Genomic DNA, 16,575 nt, shown 5'->3' with positions numbered 1-16,575 from the left:
TCCGGCATCTCAAAACGCCAGCTTGTACCCGATCAACAACAGCATCGTCGCCAGGCAAGGGCGCAGCACGTTGTCCGAGATCCGCCCGGTCAGGTGGCTGCCGATGTAGATCCCCGGCAACGAGCCCAGCAACAGGTAACCCAGCAGCGACCAGTCCATGTTGCCCATGCTGGCATGGCCCAGGCCGGCGACCAGGGTCAGCGGCACGGCGTGGGCGATTTCGGTGCCGACCAGGCGGCGGGTCACCAGGTACGGGTAAAGCAGGAACAACGCCACGGTGCCCAGCGCGCCGGCACCGATGGAGGTCAGCGAGACCATCACGCCGAGGACCACGCCGGTGATCACGGTCAGCACATTCAGGCTGCGCCCGCTCAGGTGGTAACGGTCACCGGCATGCTTGCTGGCAAAGGCTTGAAGACGGGATTTGAACAGGATCGCCAGCGCCGTGAGGATCAGCACCACCGCCAGACCTTGCTTGATGATGGCGTTCAGCGCCGCAGTGTCGGTGTGCAGGGTGCTGAGGAACCACAAGGTCGCCGCCGCCGCCGGCACGCTGCCCAGGGCCAGCCAACCGGTGATCGCCCAGTCGATGTTTTTCTGTTTGCTATGGACCCAGACGCCGCTGGCCTTGGTGATGGCCGCGTAGAGCAGGTCGGTGCCGACCGCGGTGGCCGGGTTGATGCCGAACCAGAGCAGGATCGGGGTCATCAGCGAGCCGCCGCCGACACCGGTCATACCGACAATGAAACCGACTACCAGACCAGCAATGGTGAAGCCAAAAGAACCGACATCCATACGTTACCTGACACGCTCTTGAATCGAAGGGCGCGCGCAGCATAACCACTTTTTTTATACCCAAATATATTCATATCGAATTAGCTTATAACCGATATCGATTCGCTCTATGCATATGCGTGCAGGTCTGATTGTGCCGAGCGCATCAAAATCGCCGGCAGGCGCTGGTTTTACGCTTTCTTTATGCGCAACAAGCATCCTCGGTCTCGTCCCTTTACTCGCCTCAGCCAGAGAATTTCCCTACGCGGCAGGTGCCGTTGGACGGAGATTTCTCATGAGCATTCTGGACGGGGTGTCACTGCTGCTGGCAGTGGCGTTGTTTGTGTACCTGATGGCCGCGTTGCTGCGCGCCGATCGCGGCTAGGGAGCGGCCATGCACAGTTACGATTACGCATTGCTGCTGGTGTTCTTCGCCTTGGTGCTGTTGCCGGCACCCTCGCTCGGTCGCTTCTATTACAAGGTGATGGAAGGCCAGCGCACCTGGATGACGCCCGTGCTGGGACCGGTCGAGCGCGGTTGCTACCGTATCGCCGGGGTCAAGGCCGAACAGGAGCAGAACTGGAAGCAGTACGCCCTGGCGCTGCTGGCGTTCAACCTTGCCGGCTTCCTGCTGCTGTTTACGGTGCTGCGCCTGCAGGCGTTCCTGCCGCTGAACCCGCAGCACCTGCCGGGCCAGGAGTGGTCGCTGGCGTTCAACACCGCGGTCAGTTTCATGACCAACACCAACTGGCAGTCCTACAGTGGCGAAGCCTCGGTCAGCTACCTGAGCCAGATGATCGGCCTGACCGTGCAGAACTTCGTCAGCGCCGCCACCGGCCTGGCCGTGCTGGTCGCGCTGTGCCGCGGCATCGCCCGGCGTTCCGTCGGCACCCTCGGCAACTTCTGGGTCGACATGACCCGCGCCACCCTCTACGGCCTGTTGCCGCTGTGCCTGGTGCTGGCGTTGCTGCTGGTCTGGCAGGGCGTGCCGCAGACCTTCAGCGATTACGTTCACGCGATCACCCTGCAAGGTGCTGACCAAGTCATCCCGCTCGGCCCGGCCGCCAGCCAGATCGCCATCAAGCAACTGGGTACCAACGGTGGCGGCTTCTTCGGCGTCAACTCGGCGCACCCGTTCGAGAACCCAACGGCCTGGAGCAACCTGTTCGAAGTCGCGTCGATCATCCTCATTCCGGTGGCCCTGGTGTTCACCTTCGGCCACTACGTCAAGGACCTGCGCCAGAGCCGCGCGATCATCGCCGGCATGCTGGCGCTGTTCCTGATCGGCGGCGCTACAGCGCTGTGGTCGGAGTACCAGGCCAACCCGACCCTGAGCAACCCGCAGGTCGAGCAAAGCGCGCCGCTCGAAGGCAAGGAAAGCCGCTTCGGCACCACCGGCAGCGTGCTCTGGACCGTGACCACCACCGCCGCCTCCAACGGCTCGGTCAACGCCATGCACGACAGCCTCAATCCGCTGACCGGGATGGTCGCGCTGGTCAACATGATGGTCGGCGAAGTGATCTTCGGCGGCGTCGGCGCCGGGCTCTACGGCATGTTGCTGAACGTGCTGATCGCGGTGTTCCTCGCCGGCCTGATGATCGGCCGCACCCCGGAATACCTCGGCAAGAAACTCCAGGCCCGCGAGGTGCAACTGCTGGTCGCGACCTTGCTGGTGATGCCGGTCGGCGTGCTGGTCCTCGGCGCCCTCGCCACCGCGTTGCCCGGTCCGGCGGCGAGTGTCAGCAACCCCGGACCTCACGGTTTCAGCCAGTTGCTCTACGCCTACACCTCGGCCAGCGCCAACAACGGTTCGGCCTTCGCCGGGCTGGGCGCCAACACCACGTTCCACAACCTGATGATCGGCCTGGGCATGTTGATCGGGCGCTTCGGCTACATCCTCCCGGTGCTCGCCCTGGCCGGCAGCCTGGCGCTGAAGAAGACCGCGCCGGTGGGCCTGAACAGCTTCCCGACCCACGGCCCGCTGTTTGTCACCCTGCTGGTGGTCACCATCCTGTTGGTCGGTGGCCTGACGTTCCTGCCGGCCCTGGCCCTGGGTCCGGTCGCTGAATTCCTGAGCCTGGGCTTGCAAGGAGTGAATCCATGAACATGCCGATTCCCGAAGTGAACACGGCAGCCAACAGCAGCCCGCGGACCTCGTTCGCCGCACTGTGGCGTCCGGCGTTGCTGCAGGCCTTCGTCAAGCTCGACCCGCGTCAGCTCAAGCGTGCCCCGGTGATGCTGGTGGTGGAGCTGACCGCGATTTTCACCACGGTGCTGTGCCTGTTGCCCGACAGCGGCGTGCCCACTGGCGTGTCGCTGCAGATCGCGGTGTGGCTGTGGTTCACCGTGCTGTTCGCCAACTTCGCCGAAGCCCTCGCCGAGGGCCGTGGCAAGGCCCGCGCCGACAGCCTCAAGGCCGGCAACCAGGGCCTCAGTGCCCGGCGCCGGACCAGCAGCGGCGGCTTCGAAGTGGTGGCCGCCACGGCCTTGCGCAAGGGTGACGTGGTGCGGGTCGAAGCCGGCGAGATGATCCCCGGCGACGGCGAGGTGATCGAAGGCATCGCCGCGGTCAACGAAGCGGCGATAACCGGTGAATCCGCGCCGGTGATCCGCGAGTCCGGCGGCGATCGTTCGGCGGTCACCGGCAGTACCCGGCTGGTGTCCGACTGGCTGTTGGTGCAGATCACCAGCAACCCCGGCGAGTCGACCCTCGACCGCATGATCGCCCTGGTCGAAGGCGCCAAGCGGCAGAAGACGCCCAATGAAATCGCCCTGGACATCCTGCTGATCGGCCTGACCCTGATCTTCCTCGTGGTGGTGGTCACGCTGCAGCCGTTCGCCCATTTCGCCGGCGGCAGCATTCCCATGGTGTTCCTCGTGGCGCTGCTGGTGACGCTGATCCCCACCACCATCGGCGGCCTGCTCTCGGCCATCGGCATCGCCGGCATGGACCGCCTGGTGCGCCTGAACGTCATCGCCCGCTCCGGCCGCGCGGTGGAGGCGGCGGGTGACGTGCATGTGCTGATGCTCGACAAGACCGGCACCATCACTTTCGGCAACCGTCGTTGCAGCGCCGTGTTCGCCGCGCCTGGCGTCACCGCGCGGGAGCTGGCCGAGGGCGCCTTGCTCGCTTCGCTGGCCGACGACACCGCCGAAGGCAAGTCCATCGTCGAGTACTTGCGCCAGTTGCATGACTTCGCCGAGCCGTCGATGGCGGAGCTGGTGCCGGTGCCCTTCAGCGCCGAGACGCGGCTGTCCGGCGTCGATTTCGGTCCGCGCCGCTACCGCAAGGGCGCAGTGGATTCGCTGCTCGCGTTCGTTGGCCTGCAACGCCTGGAAATGCCGGCGCCGCTGGCCCGCGAAGTGGACAAGATCGCCCAGAGCGGCGGCACGCCGTTGCTGGTCTGCGTCGACAAGCGCCTGCTCGGGGTCATTCACCTCAAGGACGTGGTCAAGCCGGGCATCCGCGAGCGTTTCGCCGAACTGCGCAAGCTGGGCATCCGCACCGTCATGGTCACCGGTGACAACCCGCTGACCGCCGCCGCCATCGCCGCCGAAGCCGGGGTCGATGACGTGCTGGCCGAAGCCACGCCGGAGAAGAAACTGGCGCGCATTCGCCAGGAACAGGACGACGGTCGTCTGGTCGCGATGTGCGGCGACGGCGCCAACGATGCCCCGGCGCTGGCCCAGGCCGATGTCGGCATGGCGATGAACGACGGCACCCAGGCGGCCCGCGAGGCGGCCAACATGGTCGACCTCGACAGCGACCCGACCAAGCTGCTGGATGTGGTTCAGGTCGGCAAGGAACTGCTGGTCACCCGTGGCGCGCTGACCACCTTTTCCATCGCCAACGACGTGGCCAAGTACTTCGCCATCCTGCCGGCGCTGTTCGCCGCGATCTACCCGCAACTGGGCGTGCTCAACCTGATGCACCTGGCGAGCCCGCAAAGCGCGATCGTCTCGGCGATCGTGTTCAACGCGCTGATTATCGTCGTGCTGATTCCGCTGGCCCTGCGCGGGGTGCGGGTCAAGGCCGCGAGCGCCGCTCACCTGCTGCGGCGCAACCTGCTGATCTATGGCCTGGGCGGTCTGCTAGTGCCGTTCGCCGGCATCAAGCTGATCGATTTGCTGCTCAACGCCCTGCACCTGGTCTGAACCGAGGAATTACCCATGACGACTCATCTACGTCCGGCCCTGAGCCTGTTGTTACTGATGACCCTGCTGACCGGGGTCGGTTATCCGCTGCTGGTCACCGGCATCGCCCAGGTGGCCTTCCCCGAGCAGGCCAATGGCAGCCTGATGCGCGACGAACAGGGCCAGGTCCGTGGCTCCTGGCTGATCGCCCAGCCGTTCAGCGGCGACGCCTGGTTCCAGTCGCGGCCGTCCGCCGCCGACTACGCTACCGTGGCCAGCGGCGCGAGCAACCTGGCGCCGAGCAACCCGGCGCTGGCCACGCGGATCGACGAGGCGGCCGGCGGTCTCTATCGCGAGGCGCAGGGGCCGGTGCCGCTGGCCTTGCTGACCACCTCCGGCAGCGGCCTCGATCCGCACCTGCCGCCGGCGGCGGTGGCGTATCAACTGCCGCGGGTGGCGGCGGCGCGGCAGATCTCGCAACAGACGTTGCAAGCGCTGGTGGAGCAGGCCACCCTGCAACCCTTGATCGGTCCGCCGGTGGTCAGCGTGCTGGCGCTGAACGCGGCCCTCGACCGGCTCGCCCCGCTTTCGAAATAAGGACACAGCGTGACCCACAGTGATTCGCAGCGCGCCGACGCGCTGCTTGCCGAACTGCCGCGCGAAGGCCGCGGCCGGCTCAAGGTGTTTCTCGGCGCCGCCCCGGGGGTGGGCAAGACCTACGCCATGTTGCAGGCCGCCCATGCGCGCCTGCGCCATAACGTGCGGGTGCTCGCCGGGGTGGTGGAAACCCACGGGCGCAGCGAGACGGAGGCGCTACTCGGCGGTATTCCGCAGCAGCCGCTGGTGCGCTCGGAATACCGCGGCGTGACCCTTGAGGAAATGGACCTCGACGGCCTGCTCAAGGCCGCGCCGGAGCTGGTGCTGGTGGACGAACTGGCCCACAGCAACGCCCCCGGCAGCCGTCACGCCAAACGCTGGCAGGATGTGCAGGAACTGCTGGCGGCGGGCATCGACGTTTACACCACGGTCAACGTCCAGCACCTGGAAAGTCTCAACGACCATGTGCGCGGCATCACCGGCGTGCAGGTGCGCGAAACGCTGCCGGACTGGGTGCTGCAGGAAGCCTTCGAACTGGTGCTGATCGACCTGCCACCGCGAGAACTGCTGGAGCGCCTGCGCGACGGCAAGGTCTACGTGCCGGAACAGGCGAGGGCGGCGATCGATGCCTTCTTCACCCAGACCAACCTCACCGCCTTGCGCGAGTTGGCGATGCAGACCGCCGCGGCCCAGGTCGATGCCGACCTGGCCCATGGTTATCGTCGTCTCGGCCAGGATGCCCCGGCGCTGCGCGGGCGCTTGCTGGTGGGGGTGGATGGCGACGCCCAGGCCGAGCGTCTGGTGCGCCATGCCAGTCGGGTCGCCCAGCGGCGTCATCTACCGTGGAGCCTGGTGCATGTCGACAACGGCCGCCTGCGCGACGAAACCGCTCGCCAGCGCCTGCAAGCGGCGCAGCAACTGGCAGAGCGCCTGGGCGGCGAAGTGGTGGTGCTGCGCGCCGGGGAAGTGGCGCGCACGCTGATCCAGCATGCCATCGAGCGCCGCGCCAGCCTGGTGCTGGTGGGGCAGTCGCGGGATCGCCTGCGCCGCCGCCTGTTCGGCGCGGGCGTGGCGACCCGCCTGCTGCGCGAGGCCCACGGCCTGGAAATCAACGTCCTTGACCGCGATGCCCAGCCGGAACCGACGCGGACGGTCGCGCCTCGCGTCTGGGTCTGGCGTCACTACGCCCTGGCGCTGCTGGCGACCTTGCTCGCTACCGGGCTGGCTTCGGCGGTGGCGCGGGTCATGGACCTGCCGAACATCTCGCTGGTGTTCCTCGCTGCGGTCCTGCTGGTGGCGGTGCGCAGCAGCATCGGTCCGGCGCTGGCCTGTGCGGCGATGTCGTTCCTGGCGTATGACTTCCTGTTTATCCCGCCGAATTTCTCCTTCGCCATCCAGCGCGAAGAAGACGTGCTGACCTCGCTGTTCTTCCTGTTGATGGCGGTGCTCACCGGCAACCTCGCCGCGCGGCAGCGTCGGCAACTCAAAGCGCTGCGCGAGACTCAGGAGCAGACCGGGCAACTGCTCGACCTGTCGCGCAAACTCACCGCGGCCACTGACCGCCAGGCGGTGTTCAGCGCCGCCGGGCAACACCTGGAAGGCTGGTCGGACTTGCAGGCGTGCCTGCTGGAGCGCGACGCCGAAGGCCGTTTGCAGGTGGCCAGCGGCGGCGTGCTGCAATTCAGCGACAACGAGCGCGCCGCCGCCGAGTGGGCATGGCAACACGACCAGGCGGCGGGGCAGGGCAGCGACACGCTGCCCAACGGCCGCTGGTGGTGGTGGCCGCTGTCGGTGGACGAAGGCCCGTTGGCCCTGCTCGGCGTGCGCGCCCGTGCGGGCGACGAGGCGCTGGCCCCGCAACGTCGCCGTCTGCTCAAGGCGCTGAGCCAGCCGCTGGCCCAGGCGCTGGCCCGGGCGCGGCTGGCGGATCAACTGGAAGCCGCGCGCCTGCACGGCGAAACCGAGCAGTTGCGCAGCGCCTTGCTCGCCTCGGTGTCCCACGACTTGCGCACGCCGCTGACCGCGATGCGCGGCAGCATCGACAGCTTGCTGGCGCTAGGCGATGCGATTCCCGCCGCGGACCGTCGCGAACTGCTGGAAGGCACCCGCGATGAAGCCGAACGGCTGGACCGCTACATTCAGAACCTGCTGGACATGACCCGCCTCGGCCACGGCGGCCTCAAGCTGGCGCGGGACTGGGTCGCCCCGGCGGACATCGTCGGCAGCGCCTTGAACCGCCTGCGCGTGGTGCTGGCGCCGCTGCAACTGCACACCGAGGTGCCGGCGCACTTGCCGCTGCTCTATGTGCATGCGGCGTTGATCGAGCAGGCGCTGGTCAATGTGCTGGAAAACGCCGCGCGGTTTTCTCCGCTCAATGGCCGGCTGGAGATGCGCGTGAGTGTCGAGGACGAGCACCTGTGCCTGGCCGTCGCCGACGAAGGCCCGGGCATCGCCCCGCAGGACCGCGAGCGCATCTTCGACATGTTCTACACCGCCGCCCGTGGTGATCGCGGCGGGCAGGGCACCGGGCTCGGGCTCGCGATCTGCCAGGGCATGATCGGCGCCCATGGCGGGCATATCCGCGTCGATGACGGCCTCGATGGTCACGGCACCTGCATCACACTATGCTTGCCGCTTCCGGCCCAACCCGAACTGGACAGCGAGACCCCATGAGCCAGACCGCGACCCTGCTGGTCATCGACGATGAACCGCAGATCCGCAAATTCCTTCGTATCAGCCTCAGCTCCCAGGGCTACAAAGTGCTCGAAGCGGGGACCGGCGCCGAGGGCCTGAGCCAGGCGGCGTTGTCCCGCCCGGACCTGGTGGTGCTCGACCTCGGCTTGCCGGACATGGACGGCCAGGACGTATTGCGCGAACTGCGCGAATGGAGCGCGGTGCCGGTGCTGGTGTTGTCGGTTCGGGCCAGCGAGGGCGAGAAAGTCCGGGCGCTGGACAGCGGCGCCAATGACTACGTGACCAAGCCGTTCGGCATCCAGGAGTTTCTTGCCAGGGTCCGCGCGCTGCTGCGCCAGGTGCCCCAGGCGGCTGCGCCGCAGGCGGCGTGCAGTTTCGGCGCGTTGACCGTGGACCTGGCGTACCGGCGCGTGACCCTCGACGGCGAAGAGGTGGCGCTGACCCGCAAGGAATACGCCTTGCTGGCGCAACTGGCACGGCATCCCGGGCGGGTCATCACCCAGCAGCAGTTGCTCAAGGACATCTGGGGACCGACCCATGTCGACGACACGCATTACCTGCGCATCGTCGTGGCCCATGTGCGGCAGAAACTCGGGGATGACCCGACCGCGCCGCGGTTTATCGTGACCGAGCCGGGGGTGGGGTATCGGTTGGTTGGGCAGGAGCCGGTCTGAGGCTTGGTGGCCTCACCGCCGCTCCGCCTCATAGTTATCCAGCGTATCCCGCGCAATTTCCCGCCCCAGTGCGATCAGCTCCGGCGCTTTGTAGAACTCGAAAAACCGGCACACCCGCTTCGGCACGTTGATCAGCACATCCGGCGGATAGCCGGCGATCTTGTACTGTGCCAGCGAGGTCTGCATCACTTCGAAACTCTGGTTGATCAGATCCAGCAACGACGCCGGCCCGACGTTATCGACAATGAACGACCCGGTCGCTGACTTCGGCGCGCCGTCGCTTTCCGGCGCCGCCGAGGGCTGCTGGGCCTTGGGGCTGGCGGCGTCTGCCAGCCAGGGATTGGGCACTTGCGTCGCCTCGATCGCCAGGTCCTGTTCCAGCTCTTGCGCCAGCTCCTTTTCCAGCCCGAGCAAGACCTCGGCCTGTTTGCGCCGGAACGGCAGGCGCGAGCCCAGCGAACTGATCAGGTTGTCGAAGCGCAGCTTGAACGCCGGCGGCCGCTCGATCACCGGCAACTGGTATTGCTTCTGGTTGGTGGAGTTGAGGTTGACCGCGATGATCAGGTCACTGTGGCTGGACACCACCGGGATGATCGGCAGCGGATTGAGAATGCCGCCATCGACCAGCGTGCGGTTGCCCTGGACCACCGGGGTGAACAGGCTGGGAATCGCCGCCGAGGCCCGCATCGCCTGATGCAGGCAGCCTTCCTGGAACCAGATTTCCTGCTGGTTGGTCAGGTCCGTGGCCACCGCCGTGTAGGGAATGCGCAACTGCTCGATATTGATTTCGCCGACGATCTTGCGGATCTGTCCGAAAACCTTGTCGCCACGGATCGCGCCCAGGCGGAAACTCACGTCCACCAGGCGCAGCACGTCGAGGTAGTCCAGGCTCTCGATCCAGTTGCGGTATTCGTCCAGCTTGCCGGCAGCGTAGATCCCGCCAACCACCGCGCCCATGGAGCAGCCGGCGATACAGGAAATCTCGTAACCGCGCCGTTCGATTTCCTCGATCACGCCGATATGCGCATACCCCCGGGCCCCGCCCGAGCCCAACACCAGCGCTACGCGCTTTTTCATGATTGCGCCCCTAGGTCGATCGCCGTTTTGATGACCCGAGAATGCGCCTGTTTCGGGTTGCGCTTCAATCGTCGTCTGCGCTGGGCTACGCTGAACAGGGCACTTTTGCGTACGCCCGCCGTCGAACATGCCGACACGACTTTTCCCATCTTCGAGGTAACACCGATGAAAGCCCTGATCACCCTGTCCCTGATTGTTGTGGCCCTGGCGGGTTGCGCGGGCAAGACGGCCTATCGCGACAGTTGCGGCAGCCAGCTCGACGCCGCCTGGAAGGAGCTCGACCTGGCCAAGGCCGAGGGCTTCGCCGGAACGGTCAGTTATTCCAAGGCCCTGTCGCTGCTGACCGGCGCCAAGACCCAACAGCAGTTCGAAGCCTTCGAAGGGTGCACCCAGAAAGCCGAGAAAGCCCGTTTCTATATCCGTGAGTCCCGCGCCGGACGTTGATGAGGTACGGCCCCATGTCGCAGATGTTCGATCATGTCGTTGCCCAGGTGCTTGGCTTGCACGTTCGTCTGCTGGCCTGTCAGGCACGCCTCGCGGAAAACACTGACAGCGAAGCGTTGCACGACCTACGCACCAACGTGCGGCGCCTGCGCAGCCTGCTGCGACCGCTGCGCGGCTTGCCCGGGGTCGATCAACTGGAGAGCGCGGCCAAGGCGGTGGGCGACATGACCACGCCGCTGCGCGACCGCGAAGTGCTCGCCGAGCAACTGTTCGAACGCCAGCAGCCGGATGCGGCGCAGCGGCGTCTGGCGGGCGAGGGCGCGACCTTCGCCGCCGTGGCGGCCAGCACCCAGTTGCACAAACTGCTGGCGATCATTGATGCCTTCCCGGCTTTCCTCCGCGCCATCGAACATCAGAAGCTGGTGCCGGACCTGCGCAAGCGCATCGAGAAGCGCCTGGACAAGCAATGGAAGAACATCGTCAAAGCCATGCACGACCCGGCCCATGACCGCCATCGCCTGCGCCTGCTGATCAAGCGCTCGCGTTACGGCGCCGAAGCCTACCCGCAACTGGGACGGCTGAAGCGTTCGATGCGCGCCTCGCTCAAGCGCGCCCAGGACGACCTCGGCCACTGGCACGACCTGCTGCAATGGCTGACCCAGGCCGAAAAGCAGCCTGACCTGGCCGCCCTCGTGCCGCAGTGGCAGGCGCAGCTTGTCGAAGCCGAACAGCGCGCGGACAAGACCCTGAACGCCCTGCTGAAGCATATCGACGAACGATAATGCGCTGAATTGGCAGTTATGCGGCCTGCTGGGGCGGGCTATCTCCTCTTAAGATCGTGGGACTTTTCCGTAGGCGAGGTCCGCATGAATTTTTCCCAGCTGCTCACCGCTGTCCGTCAGCGCCCGCAGGAAGTGGTCATTCCCGCCGAGTGGGCACAAGGCCGCGCCTGTTTCGGCGGTCTGATGGCGGCGCTGGTCTATGAGGCCATGCACGCCAAGGTGTCGCCGGAGCGTCCGGTGCGTTCGTTGGCCATCACCTTCGTCGGCCCCGCCGAGCCGGGCGTGCCCATCAGTTTTGAAGTGGAAATGCTCCGCGAGGGCCGCGCAGTGAGTTCGCTGCTGGGCCGGGCAATCCAGAACGGCCAGACCGTGACCCTGATCCAGGGCAGCTTCGGCGCCGGGCGTACCTCGGTCATCGATGTGCCGGCGTTGCCGGCGAGGGAAATGAAAAGCCTGGAAGACTCCAGTCCGGAACTGCCGTACATCCCCGGCGCAACCCCGGAATACATCCGCTACCTGTCCATGCGCTGGGGCATCGGCGCCATGCCGTTCAGCAACAAGCCGCTGCGCAGCATGGGCGGTTGGGTGCGTTTGAAGGACGCGGTGGAAGAGCCGGTGACCGAAGCGCATCTGCTGGCGCTGGTGGACGCCTGGCCGCCGGCATTGTTGCCGCACCTGAGCAAACCGGCAGCGGGCAGCACCCTGACCTGGACCATCGAATTCGTCCAGCCGGTGGCCAGCCTCAGCACTTTGGACTGGTGCCAATACTGCGCAGACATCGAGCACGCCCGTGATGGCTATGGCCACACTGCTGCAGCCATGTGGGACGCACGTGGCGAGCTGTTGGCGATCAGCCGGCAGACGGTGACTGTGTTCGCCTAAGTGTCAGTGACGGTGGCGTTCGCGCCAGGCGCGCCACCACGCACCACTGAAGAGAAAGCGCGGGAAGGTGACGAACTGCTCGGTGAGCAGGCGCTTCACTGCATCCTGCCGGTTGCTGAACGGCTCCGGCTGTTCGGCTTCCAGGCGATGCCCGTGGCGTTGCAGCCCCAGCCCCGCCAGCAGGCCGATCACACCCACGGCGATCTCGCCCAGGTCCAGTTCGAACAGTCCCGACAACACCAGCAGCGTGCCGATGATGAACAGCGGCACGGCGATCAGGTGCAAGACCAGATTGGTCGGGTTGCGGTGATTGTTGGAGTAGCCACGCCATTGCCAGGCGGGCAGGTTGGGCAGGCGTTTGCTCATATGAGATGTCCTCAGACTTTTCGGTGGTGCGTGTCTGAAGAGTAGTTCTGGCCTTTGGGAGAGGCCAATTGACGGGATTGATGACGGAAAGGGATAGGTGAGGGCGCCGAACCGCAGCGGTGACGCCCTCGAACGCTCTACAACTTCAACTGCCCGATCACCTTGTTCAATTCCCCGGCCAGGGTTGCCAGTTCATCGCTGGTGGTCGCCGACGACACCGTCTGCTGCACCGTGTCTTCGGTCACGTCGCGAATGCTCACCACGGCGCGATTCATTTCCTCGGCCACATGGCTCTGCTCTTCGGCCGCCGCGGCGATCTGGGTGTTGCTCTCGCGCATCTGCGCCACCGCCGCGGTGATTTCTGCCAGGGCTTCGCCGGCTTCCTGCGCTTGTTTGACGCAATCGTCGGCCTTGAACGAGCTTTCGGTCATGAACTCCACTGCGTCGCGGGTCCCGGCCTGCAAGGCCGAAACCATATCGGTGATTTCGTCGGTCGAGCTTTGTACCCGCTTGGCCAGGTTGCGCACTTCATCCGCCACCACCGCGAAGCCACGGCCCAGGTCGCCGGCACGGGCAGCCTCGATGGCGGCGTTGAGGGCGAGCAGGTTGGTCTGTTCGGCGATGCTGTGGATCACATTGACCACGCCGTTGATCTTCTGGCTGTCCTCGGCCAGTTGGCGAATCATCTCGGCGGTCTGCTGCACGCCGCTGGACAGCCCGGCGATGGAGGTCTGCACCCGGCTGACCACTTGCTGGCCGCTGCCGGCCAGGGTGTCGGCGGTCTGCGACAGGTCGCGGGTGGCGCCGGCATGCTGGGCGATGTGGTAGACGGTCGCGGACATCTCGTTGATCGCCGTGGCTGCCTGGTCGGTTTCGCTCTGCTGGCCAAGCATGCCGTGGCGCACATCGCTCATGCTGGAGGCCAGGCGCGCGGCACCGGAATCGAGTTGCGCGGCGGTGAGCGCGACGGTGTTCACCACGCGGTGGTAGGTGGTCTGCATGGCGTTGAAGGCCGTGGCCATCTGCCCGATCTCGTCGTGGCAGGCCAGCGGCACCCGGGCCGAGAGGTCGCCGGTCTTCTCGACGTGCAGCATCACGTCCTTGAGGATGTTGAGCTGGGCGAGCAGGAAACGGATCAGCAACTGGGAGGCGCAGAGCATCGCCAGCATCAGGATCAGCACGCACACCGCGTAGTTGCCGAAGCGGTCGCCGTAGACCTGCACGAAGCTCGGCGACGGCGCCAGCACGGCGACCCGCTGGCCGTCACGGCTGATGACCTGGGCACCGGCCAGCGGATCATCGCCGAAGACCGCATAGGGCTCGATCGTCACCCAACCGCTGGCGTTGGCCACGGATTCGAGGGGCTTGCCCTGGTAGTTGGGCACCTGACCGGGGGTGAAGGTCAGGACGTGCGGGCTCTGCGGCAACGCCTGTCCCGCCGGCCAGGCGGCCAGCAAGCGTGCTTCGGCGACGGCCCGGCTCTGGGCTTCTTCCACACGCGCCTGCTGTTCGAGGAACACCGCGTACAACACCAGGAACAGCGTGGTGACGAAAGCGACCGCGTTGACAGCCCAGAACTTGTACTTCAGGGAGATATTGCTAAGCCAGGCACCCATGGTAGGTCTTCTCTGAGTTAAGCGTTTAAGCGGAAAGTTTTTTGGCAAGGTGCCAGCATTCTGTTCGACTAATCAGCAATAAATCTTGATATGTGTCAAGCCAGCTCGGGCAGGCTGAAAAAGCGCTGTGCACAGTGGGTCGTGTGGGCTGCCACCTGCTCCACTGACTCACCCCGATGGAGGGCAACTTCGCGCAACACTTCCGGGAGAAAGGCGGGTTCGTTGCGCCCGCTTTTCGGCTTTGGCCGCAGGCTGCGCGGCAGCAGGTAGGGCGCATCGCTTTCCAGCATCAGCCGGCCTTCGGGGATGCTGGCCACCAGTGGATGCAGGTGGGTGCCGCGGCGTTCGTCGCAGATCCAGCCGGTGATGCCGATGTGCAGGTCGAGGTCGAGGTAACCGAACAGTGCCTCGCGCTCGCCGGTGAAGCAGTGCACCACGGCGGCGGTGAGGTGGTCGCGGTAGTCCTTGAGGATATGCAGCAGGCGCTCGCTGGCGTCGCGCTCATGCAGGAACACCGGCATCTGCAGTTCAACCGCCAGGGCCAACTGGTCTTCCAGGGCTTTTTCCTGTTGCGGGCGCGGCGAGAAATCGCGGTTGAAATCCAGCCCGCATTCACCCACCGCCCGCACCCGCGGCTGCTCCAGCAACTGGCGCAAACGGCGCGGGCTTTCGGCGTCCCAGTGGCTGGCGTCGTGGGGGTGAACACCCGCGGTGGAAAACAGCCGCTGGCCGCTCTCGTCCAACTGCTGGCACAGCTCCAGCGCCTCTTCGCTGCCCGCCAGGCTGGTGCCGGTCAGCAGCATTTGCCGCACGCCCGCAGCCTCGGCGCGCTCGAGAATGGCCTGGTGTTTGCCGGCGAAACTGGAGTTGGTCAGATTGACGCCGATGTCGATGAGTTGCATGGTGCTACCTCGGAATTTGCCGCAGATGGGCGCTGGTTGCGCCAAAAAATATCAATAAACACAAGAACTTCAATGAGTTGTCGCGGTCTTTTGCGGTCAATTGTCATGGACCGGCTGCAGAATATGACCCCTGACACCCCATCGCGGCCAGTGACCGGAGCCCGGATGACGCGAGCGTTACTGATGATTCTGCTGTGTACCGGACTGCTGCTGCCAGGGTCGGCCAGCGCGCGCCTGCCCGGTCCGCCGCAGGTGGTCAGCAACGACAAGACCCGCGACCTCGCACAAATCCGCGCCAGCCGCGAACTGCGGGTGCTGGTCAACCAGAGCCGCAACAGCTCCGGCGAGGTCAAGGGCCAGTCCTATGGCGTTGAATACCACCGCCTGCGCGCCTTCGAACATTACCTTAATGCCCGCGCCCGTGACGGCCAGGAACTGCGTCTGAAGTTGATTCCCAAGGCCAAGGACCAGTTGATCAGCGCCCTGCAGCGCGGCGAAGGCGATCTGGTGGCGCCGGGTGAGTTGCTCGATCCGGTGTCGATCCGTGGCGTCAGCTCCAGCGACCCGGTGATGACCCAGGTGCCGCTGGTGCTGGTGGGGCGCAAGGGCGAGCGGGTCTACGGCAAGGTCGAGCAGCTTGCCGGCCGCAGCGTGGCCCTGCCCAGCGCCAGCGCCGCCGGCGACACCTTGCACGAAATCAACCAGAAACTGGCACTGCGCAAGCTGGCGCCGATCAAGGTGGAATGGATCGACCCCAGCCTGGCGGTCGAAGACGTGCTGGAGATGGTCCAGGCCGGGATCCTGCCGCTCACCGTGGTGGAGCAGCCGATCGCCGAGCGCTGGAGCAAGGTCATGCCCAAGTTGCAGATCCAGCGCCGGGTCAGCCTGACCGCGCCGGAGAACATGCACTGGTACATGCGCCGCGACGCGGTGATGCTGCACGCCAGCGTCGACCGCTTCCTTCAGGAATACCGCGTGCCGGCGGACCAGGACGTGGCCTTCGAGCGCATCTACCGCCGTCTGTACAAGGTTCACTACCCGCTGGCCAAGGCCAACCGCCAGCGCCTCGACAACCTGCGTCCGGTCCTGCAGAAGCACGCCGAGGCGCAGAACCTCGACTGGCTCAACCTCGCCGCGCTGGCGTTCAAGGAGTCCTCGCTCAATCCCGCCGCCCGCGGTGCCGGTGGTGCCCACGGCCTGATGCAGATGACTCCGAGCGCCGCGCAGCGGGTCGGGGTCAGTGATATCAACAGCGTCGACGGCAATGTCCAGGCCAGCGCCCGCTACCTGGCGCTGATCCGCCGCAAGTTCTTTGCCAGCAACCAGCTCAACGAGCGCGAGCGCATGGCCTTCGTGCTGGCGGCCTACAACCTCGGGCCCGAACGGGTCCAGGCGATGCGCGCCGAGGCCCGCCGCCGCGGCCTCAATCACAACCAGTGGTTCTTCCAGGTGGAGCGGGTGGCCCTTGAGCAGGTAGGAATGGGGCCGGTCAGCTATGTTAATAGCGTCAACAAGTACTTCCTGGCCTTCGACCGGGAGCGGGAGGCGTTGGAGTCCTCCCGGACGCGCAAGGTGGCGAATCGCAAATAATCAAATTATTCGATTCTAATGATGGGTCAATTGCGATTTTCAT

15 protein-coding genes are annotated in these 16,575 nt (G+C 65.8%); 10 read left to right on the top strand and 5 right to left on the bottom strand.

Going from position 1 to position 16,575, the window contains the following annotated elements; genetic code table 11:
• Window positions 1-9 precede the first annotated feature (9 nt).
• Window positions 10-795: a sulfite exporter TauE/SafE family protein gene (locus CKW37_RS20455; protein ID WP_095157844.1), complete on the bottom strand. Its 786-nt coding sequence runs from the start codon at window positions 793-795 to the stop codon at window positions 10-12.
• Between the two features lie 109 nt (window positions 796-904).
• Between CKW37_RS20455 and kdpF the strand changes: the two genes are divergently transcribed.
• From kdpF to CKW37_RS20425, 6 genes are read left to right on the top strand one after another with little or no spacing between them, the layout of a single operon-like run.
• A complete protein-coding gene (gene kdpF, locus CKW37_RS33295) occupies window positions 905-1,159 on the top strand; it encodes a K(+)-transporting ATPase subunit F (protein ID WP_095157842.1) in 255 nt (84 codons plus the stop codon).
• 9 nt (window positions 1,160-1,168) lie between these two features.
• Window positions 1,169-2,878 carry a potassium-transporting ATPase subunit KdpA gene (gene kdpA, locus CKW37_RS20445; RefSeq protein ID WP_095157840.1) on the top strand — a complete coding sequence of 570 codons (1,710 nt, stop codon included), beginning with the start codon at window positions 1,169-1,171 and terminating at the stop codon, window positions 2,876-2,878.
• Window positions 2,875-4,929 carry a potassium-transporting ATPase subunit KdpB gene (gene kdpB, locus CKW37_RS20440; RefSeq protein ID WP_095157838.1) on the top strand — a complete coding sequence of 685 codons (2,055 nt, stop codon included), beginning with the start codon at window positions 2,875-2,877 and terminating at the stop codon, window positions 4,927-4,929. The genes kdpA and kdpB overlap by 4 nt, the downstream gene beginning before the upstream one ends.
• A 15-nt stretch (window positions 4,930-4,944) precedes the next feature.
• Window positions 4,945-5,505 carry a potassium-transporting ATPase subunit KdpC gene (gene kdpC, locus CKW37_RS20435; RefSeq protein WP_095157836.1) on the top strand — a complete coding sequence of 187 codons (561 nt, stop codon included), beginning with the start codon at window positions 4,945-4,947 and terminating at the stop codon, window positions 5,503-5,505.
• A gap of 9 nt (window positions 5,506-5,514) precedes the next feature.
• Window positions 5,515-8,178, top strand: coding sequence for a sensor histidine kinase KdpD (locus CKW37_RS20430; RefSeq protein WP_095157834.1), 2,664 nt, complete (start codon window positions 5,515-5,517; stop codon window positions 8,176-8,178).
• Window positions 8,175-8,873 (top strand): response regulator, encoded by a 699-nt coding sequence (locus tag CKW37_RS20425; RefSeq protein WP_095157832.1) that lies wholly within the window; start codon window positions 8,175-8,177, stop codon window positions 8,871-8,873. The genes CKW37_RS20430 and CKW37_RS20425 overlap by 4 nt, the downstream gene beginning before the upstream one ends.
• 12 nt (window positions 8,874-8,885) lie before the next feature.
• Here CKW37_RS20425 and CKW37_RS20420 read toward each other — a convergent pair whose 3' ends face one another.
• Entirely contained in the window at window positions 8,886-9,950 is a 1,065-nt protein-coding gene (locus CKW37_RS20420) for a patatin-like phospholipase family protein (RefSeq protein ID WP_095157831.1), read from the bottom strand.
• 165 nt (window positions 9,951-10,115) lie between these two features.
• On the opposite strand from CKW37_RS20420, the gene CKW37_RS20415 reads away from it, so the two are divergent.
• From CKW37_RS20415 to CKW37_RS20405, 3 genes are all read left to right on the top strand, one after another.
• Complete coding sequence (locus tag CKW37_RS20415; RefSeq protein WP_095157829.1) at window positions 10,116-10,394, top strand: hypothetical protein; 279 nt, start codon at window positions 10,116-10,118, stop codon at window positions 10,392-10,394.
• A gap of 14 nt (window positions 10,395-10,408) precedes the next feature.
• Window positions 10,409-11,176: a CHAD domain-containing protein gene (locus CKW37_RS20410; protein ID WP_095157827.1), complete on the top strand. Its 768-nt coding sequence runs from the start codon at window positions 10,409-10,411 to the stop codon at window positions 11,174-11,176.
• 84 nt (window positions 11,177-11,260) lie between these two features.
• Window positions 11,261-12,058 (top strand): acyl-CoA thioesterase II, encoded by a 798-nt coding sequence (locus tag CKW37_RS20405; protein WP_095157825.1) that lies wholly within the window; start codon window positions 11,261-11,263, stop codon window positions 12,056-12,058.
• A gap of 3 nt (window positions 12,059-12,061) precedes the next feature.
• On the opposite strand, the gene CKW37_RS20400 is transcribed toward CKW37_RS20405, so the two are convergent.
• From CKW37_RS20400 to CKW37_RS20390, 3 genes are all read right to left on the bottom strand, one after another.
• Window positions 12,062-12,424 carry an Mpo1-like protein gene (locus tag CKW37_RS20400; protein WP_095157823.1) on the bottom strand — a complete coding sequence of 121 codons (363 nt, stop codon included), beginning with the start codon at window positions 12,422-12,424 and terminating at the stop codon, window positions 12,062-12,064.
• 137 nt (window positions 12,425-12,561) lie between these two features.
• Window positions 12,562-14,040: a methyl-accepting chemotaxis protein gene (locus CKW37_RS20395; protein ID WP_095157821.1), complete on the bottom strand. Its 1,479-nt coding sequence runs from the start codon at window positions 14,038-14,040 to the stop codon at window positions 12,562-12,564.
• 95 nt (window positions 14,041-14,135) lie between these two features.
• Window positions 14,136-14,942 (bottom strand): TatD family hydrolase, encoded by an 807-nt coding sequence (locus tag CKW37_RS20390; protein WP_095157819.1) that lies wholly within the window; start codon window positions 14,940-14,942, stop codon window positions 14,136-14,138.
• A gap of 165 nt (window positions 14,943-15,107) precedes the next feature.
• On the opposite strand from CKW37_RS20390, the gene CKW37_RS20385 reads away from it, so the two are divergent.
• On the top strand, window positions 15,108-16,532 hold the full coding sequence (locus CKW37_RS20385; RefSeq protein WP_095157816.1) for a transglycosylase SLT domain-containing protein: 1,425 nt from the start codon (window positions 15,108-15,110) through the stop codon (window positions 16,530-16,532).
• Window positions 16,533-16,575 lie beyond the last annotated feature (43 nt).

The organism is Pseudomonas sp. Irchel 3E13, from assembly GCF_900187455.1.
Taxonomy (GTDB): Bacteria; Pseudomonadota; Gammaproteobacteria; order Pseudomonadales; family Pseudomonadaceae; genus Aquipseudomonas.
The sequence above is the reverse complement of the archived record's forward strand: the minus strand, read 5'-3'. Positions and strand labels throughout refer to the sequence as shown.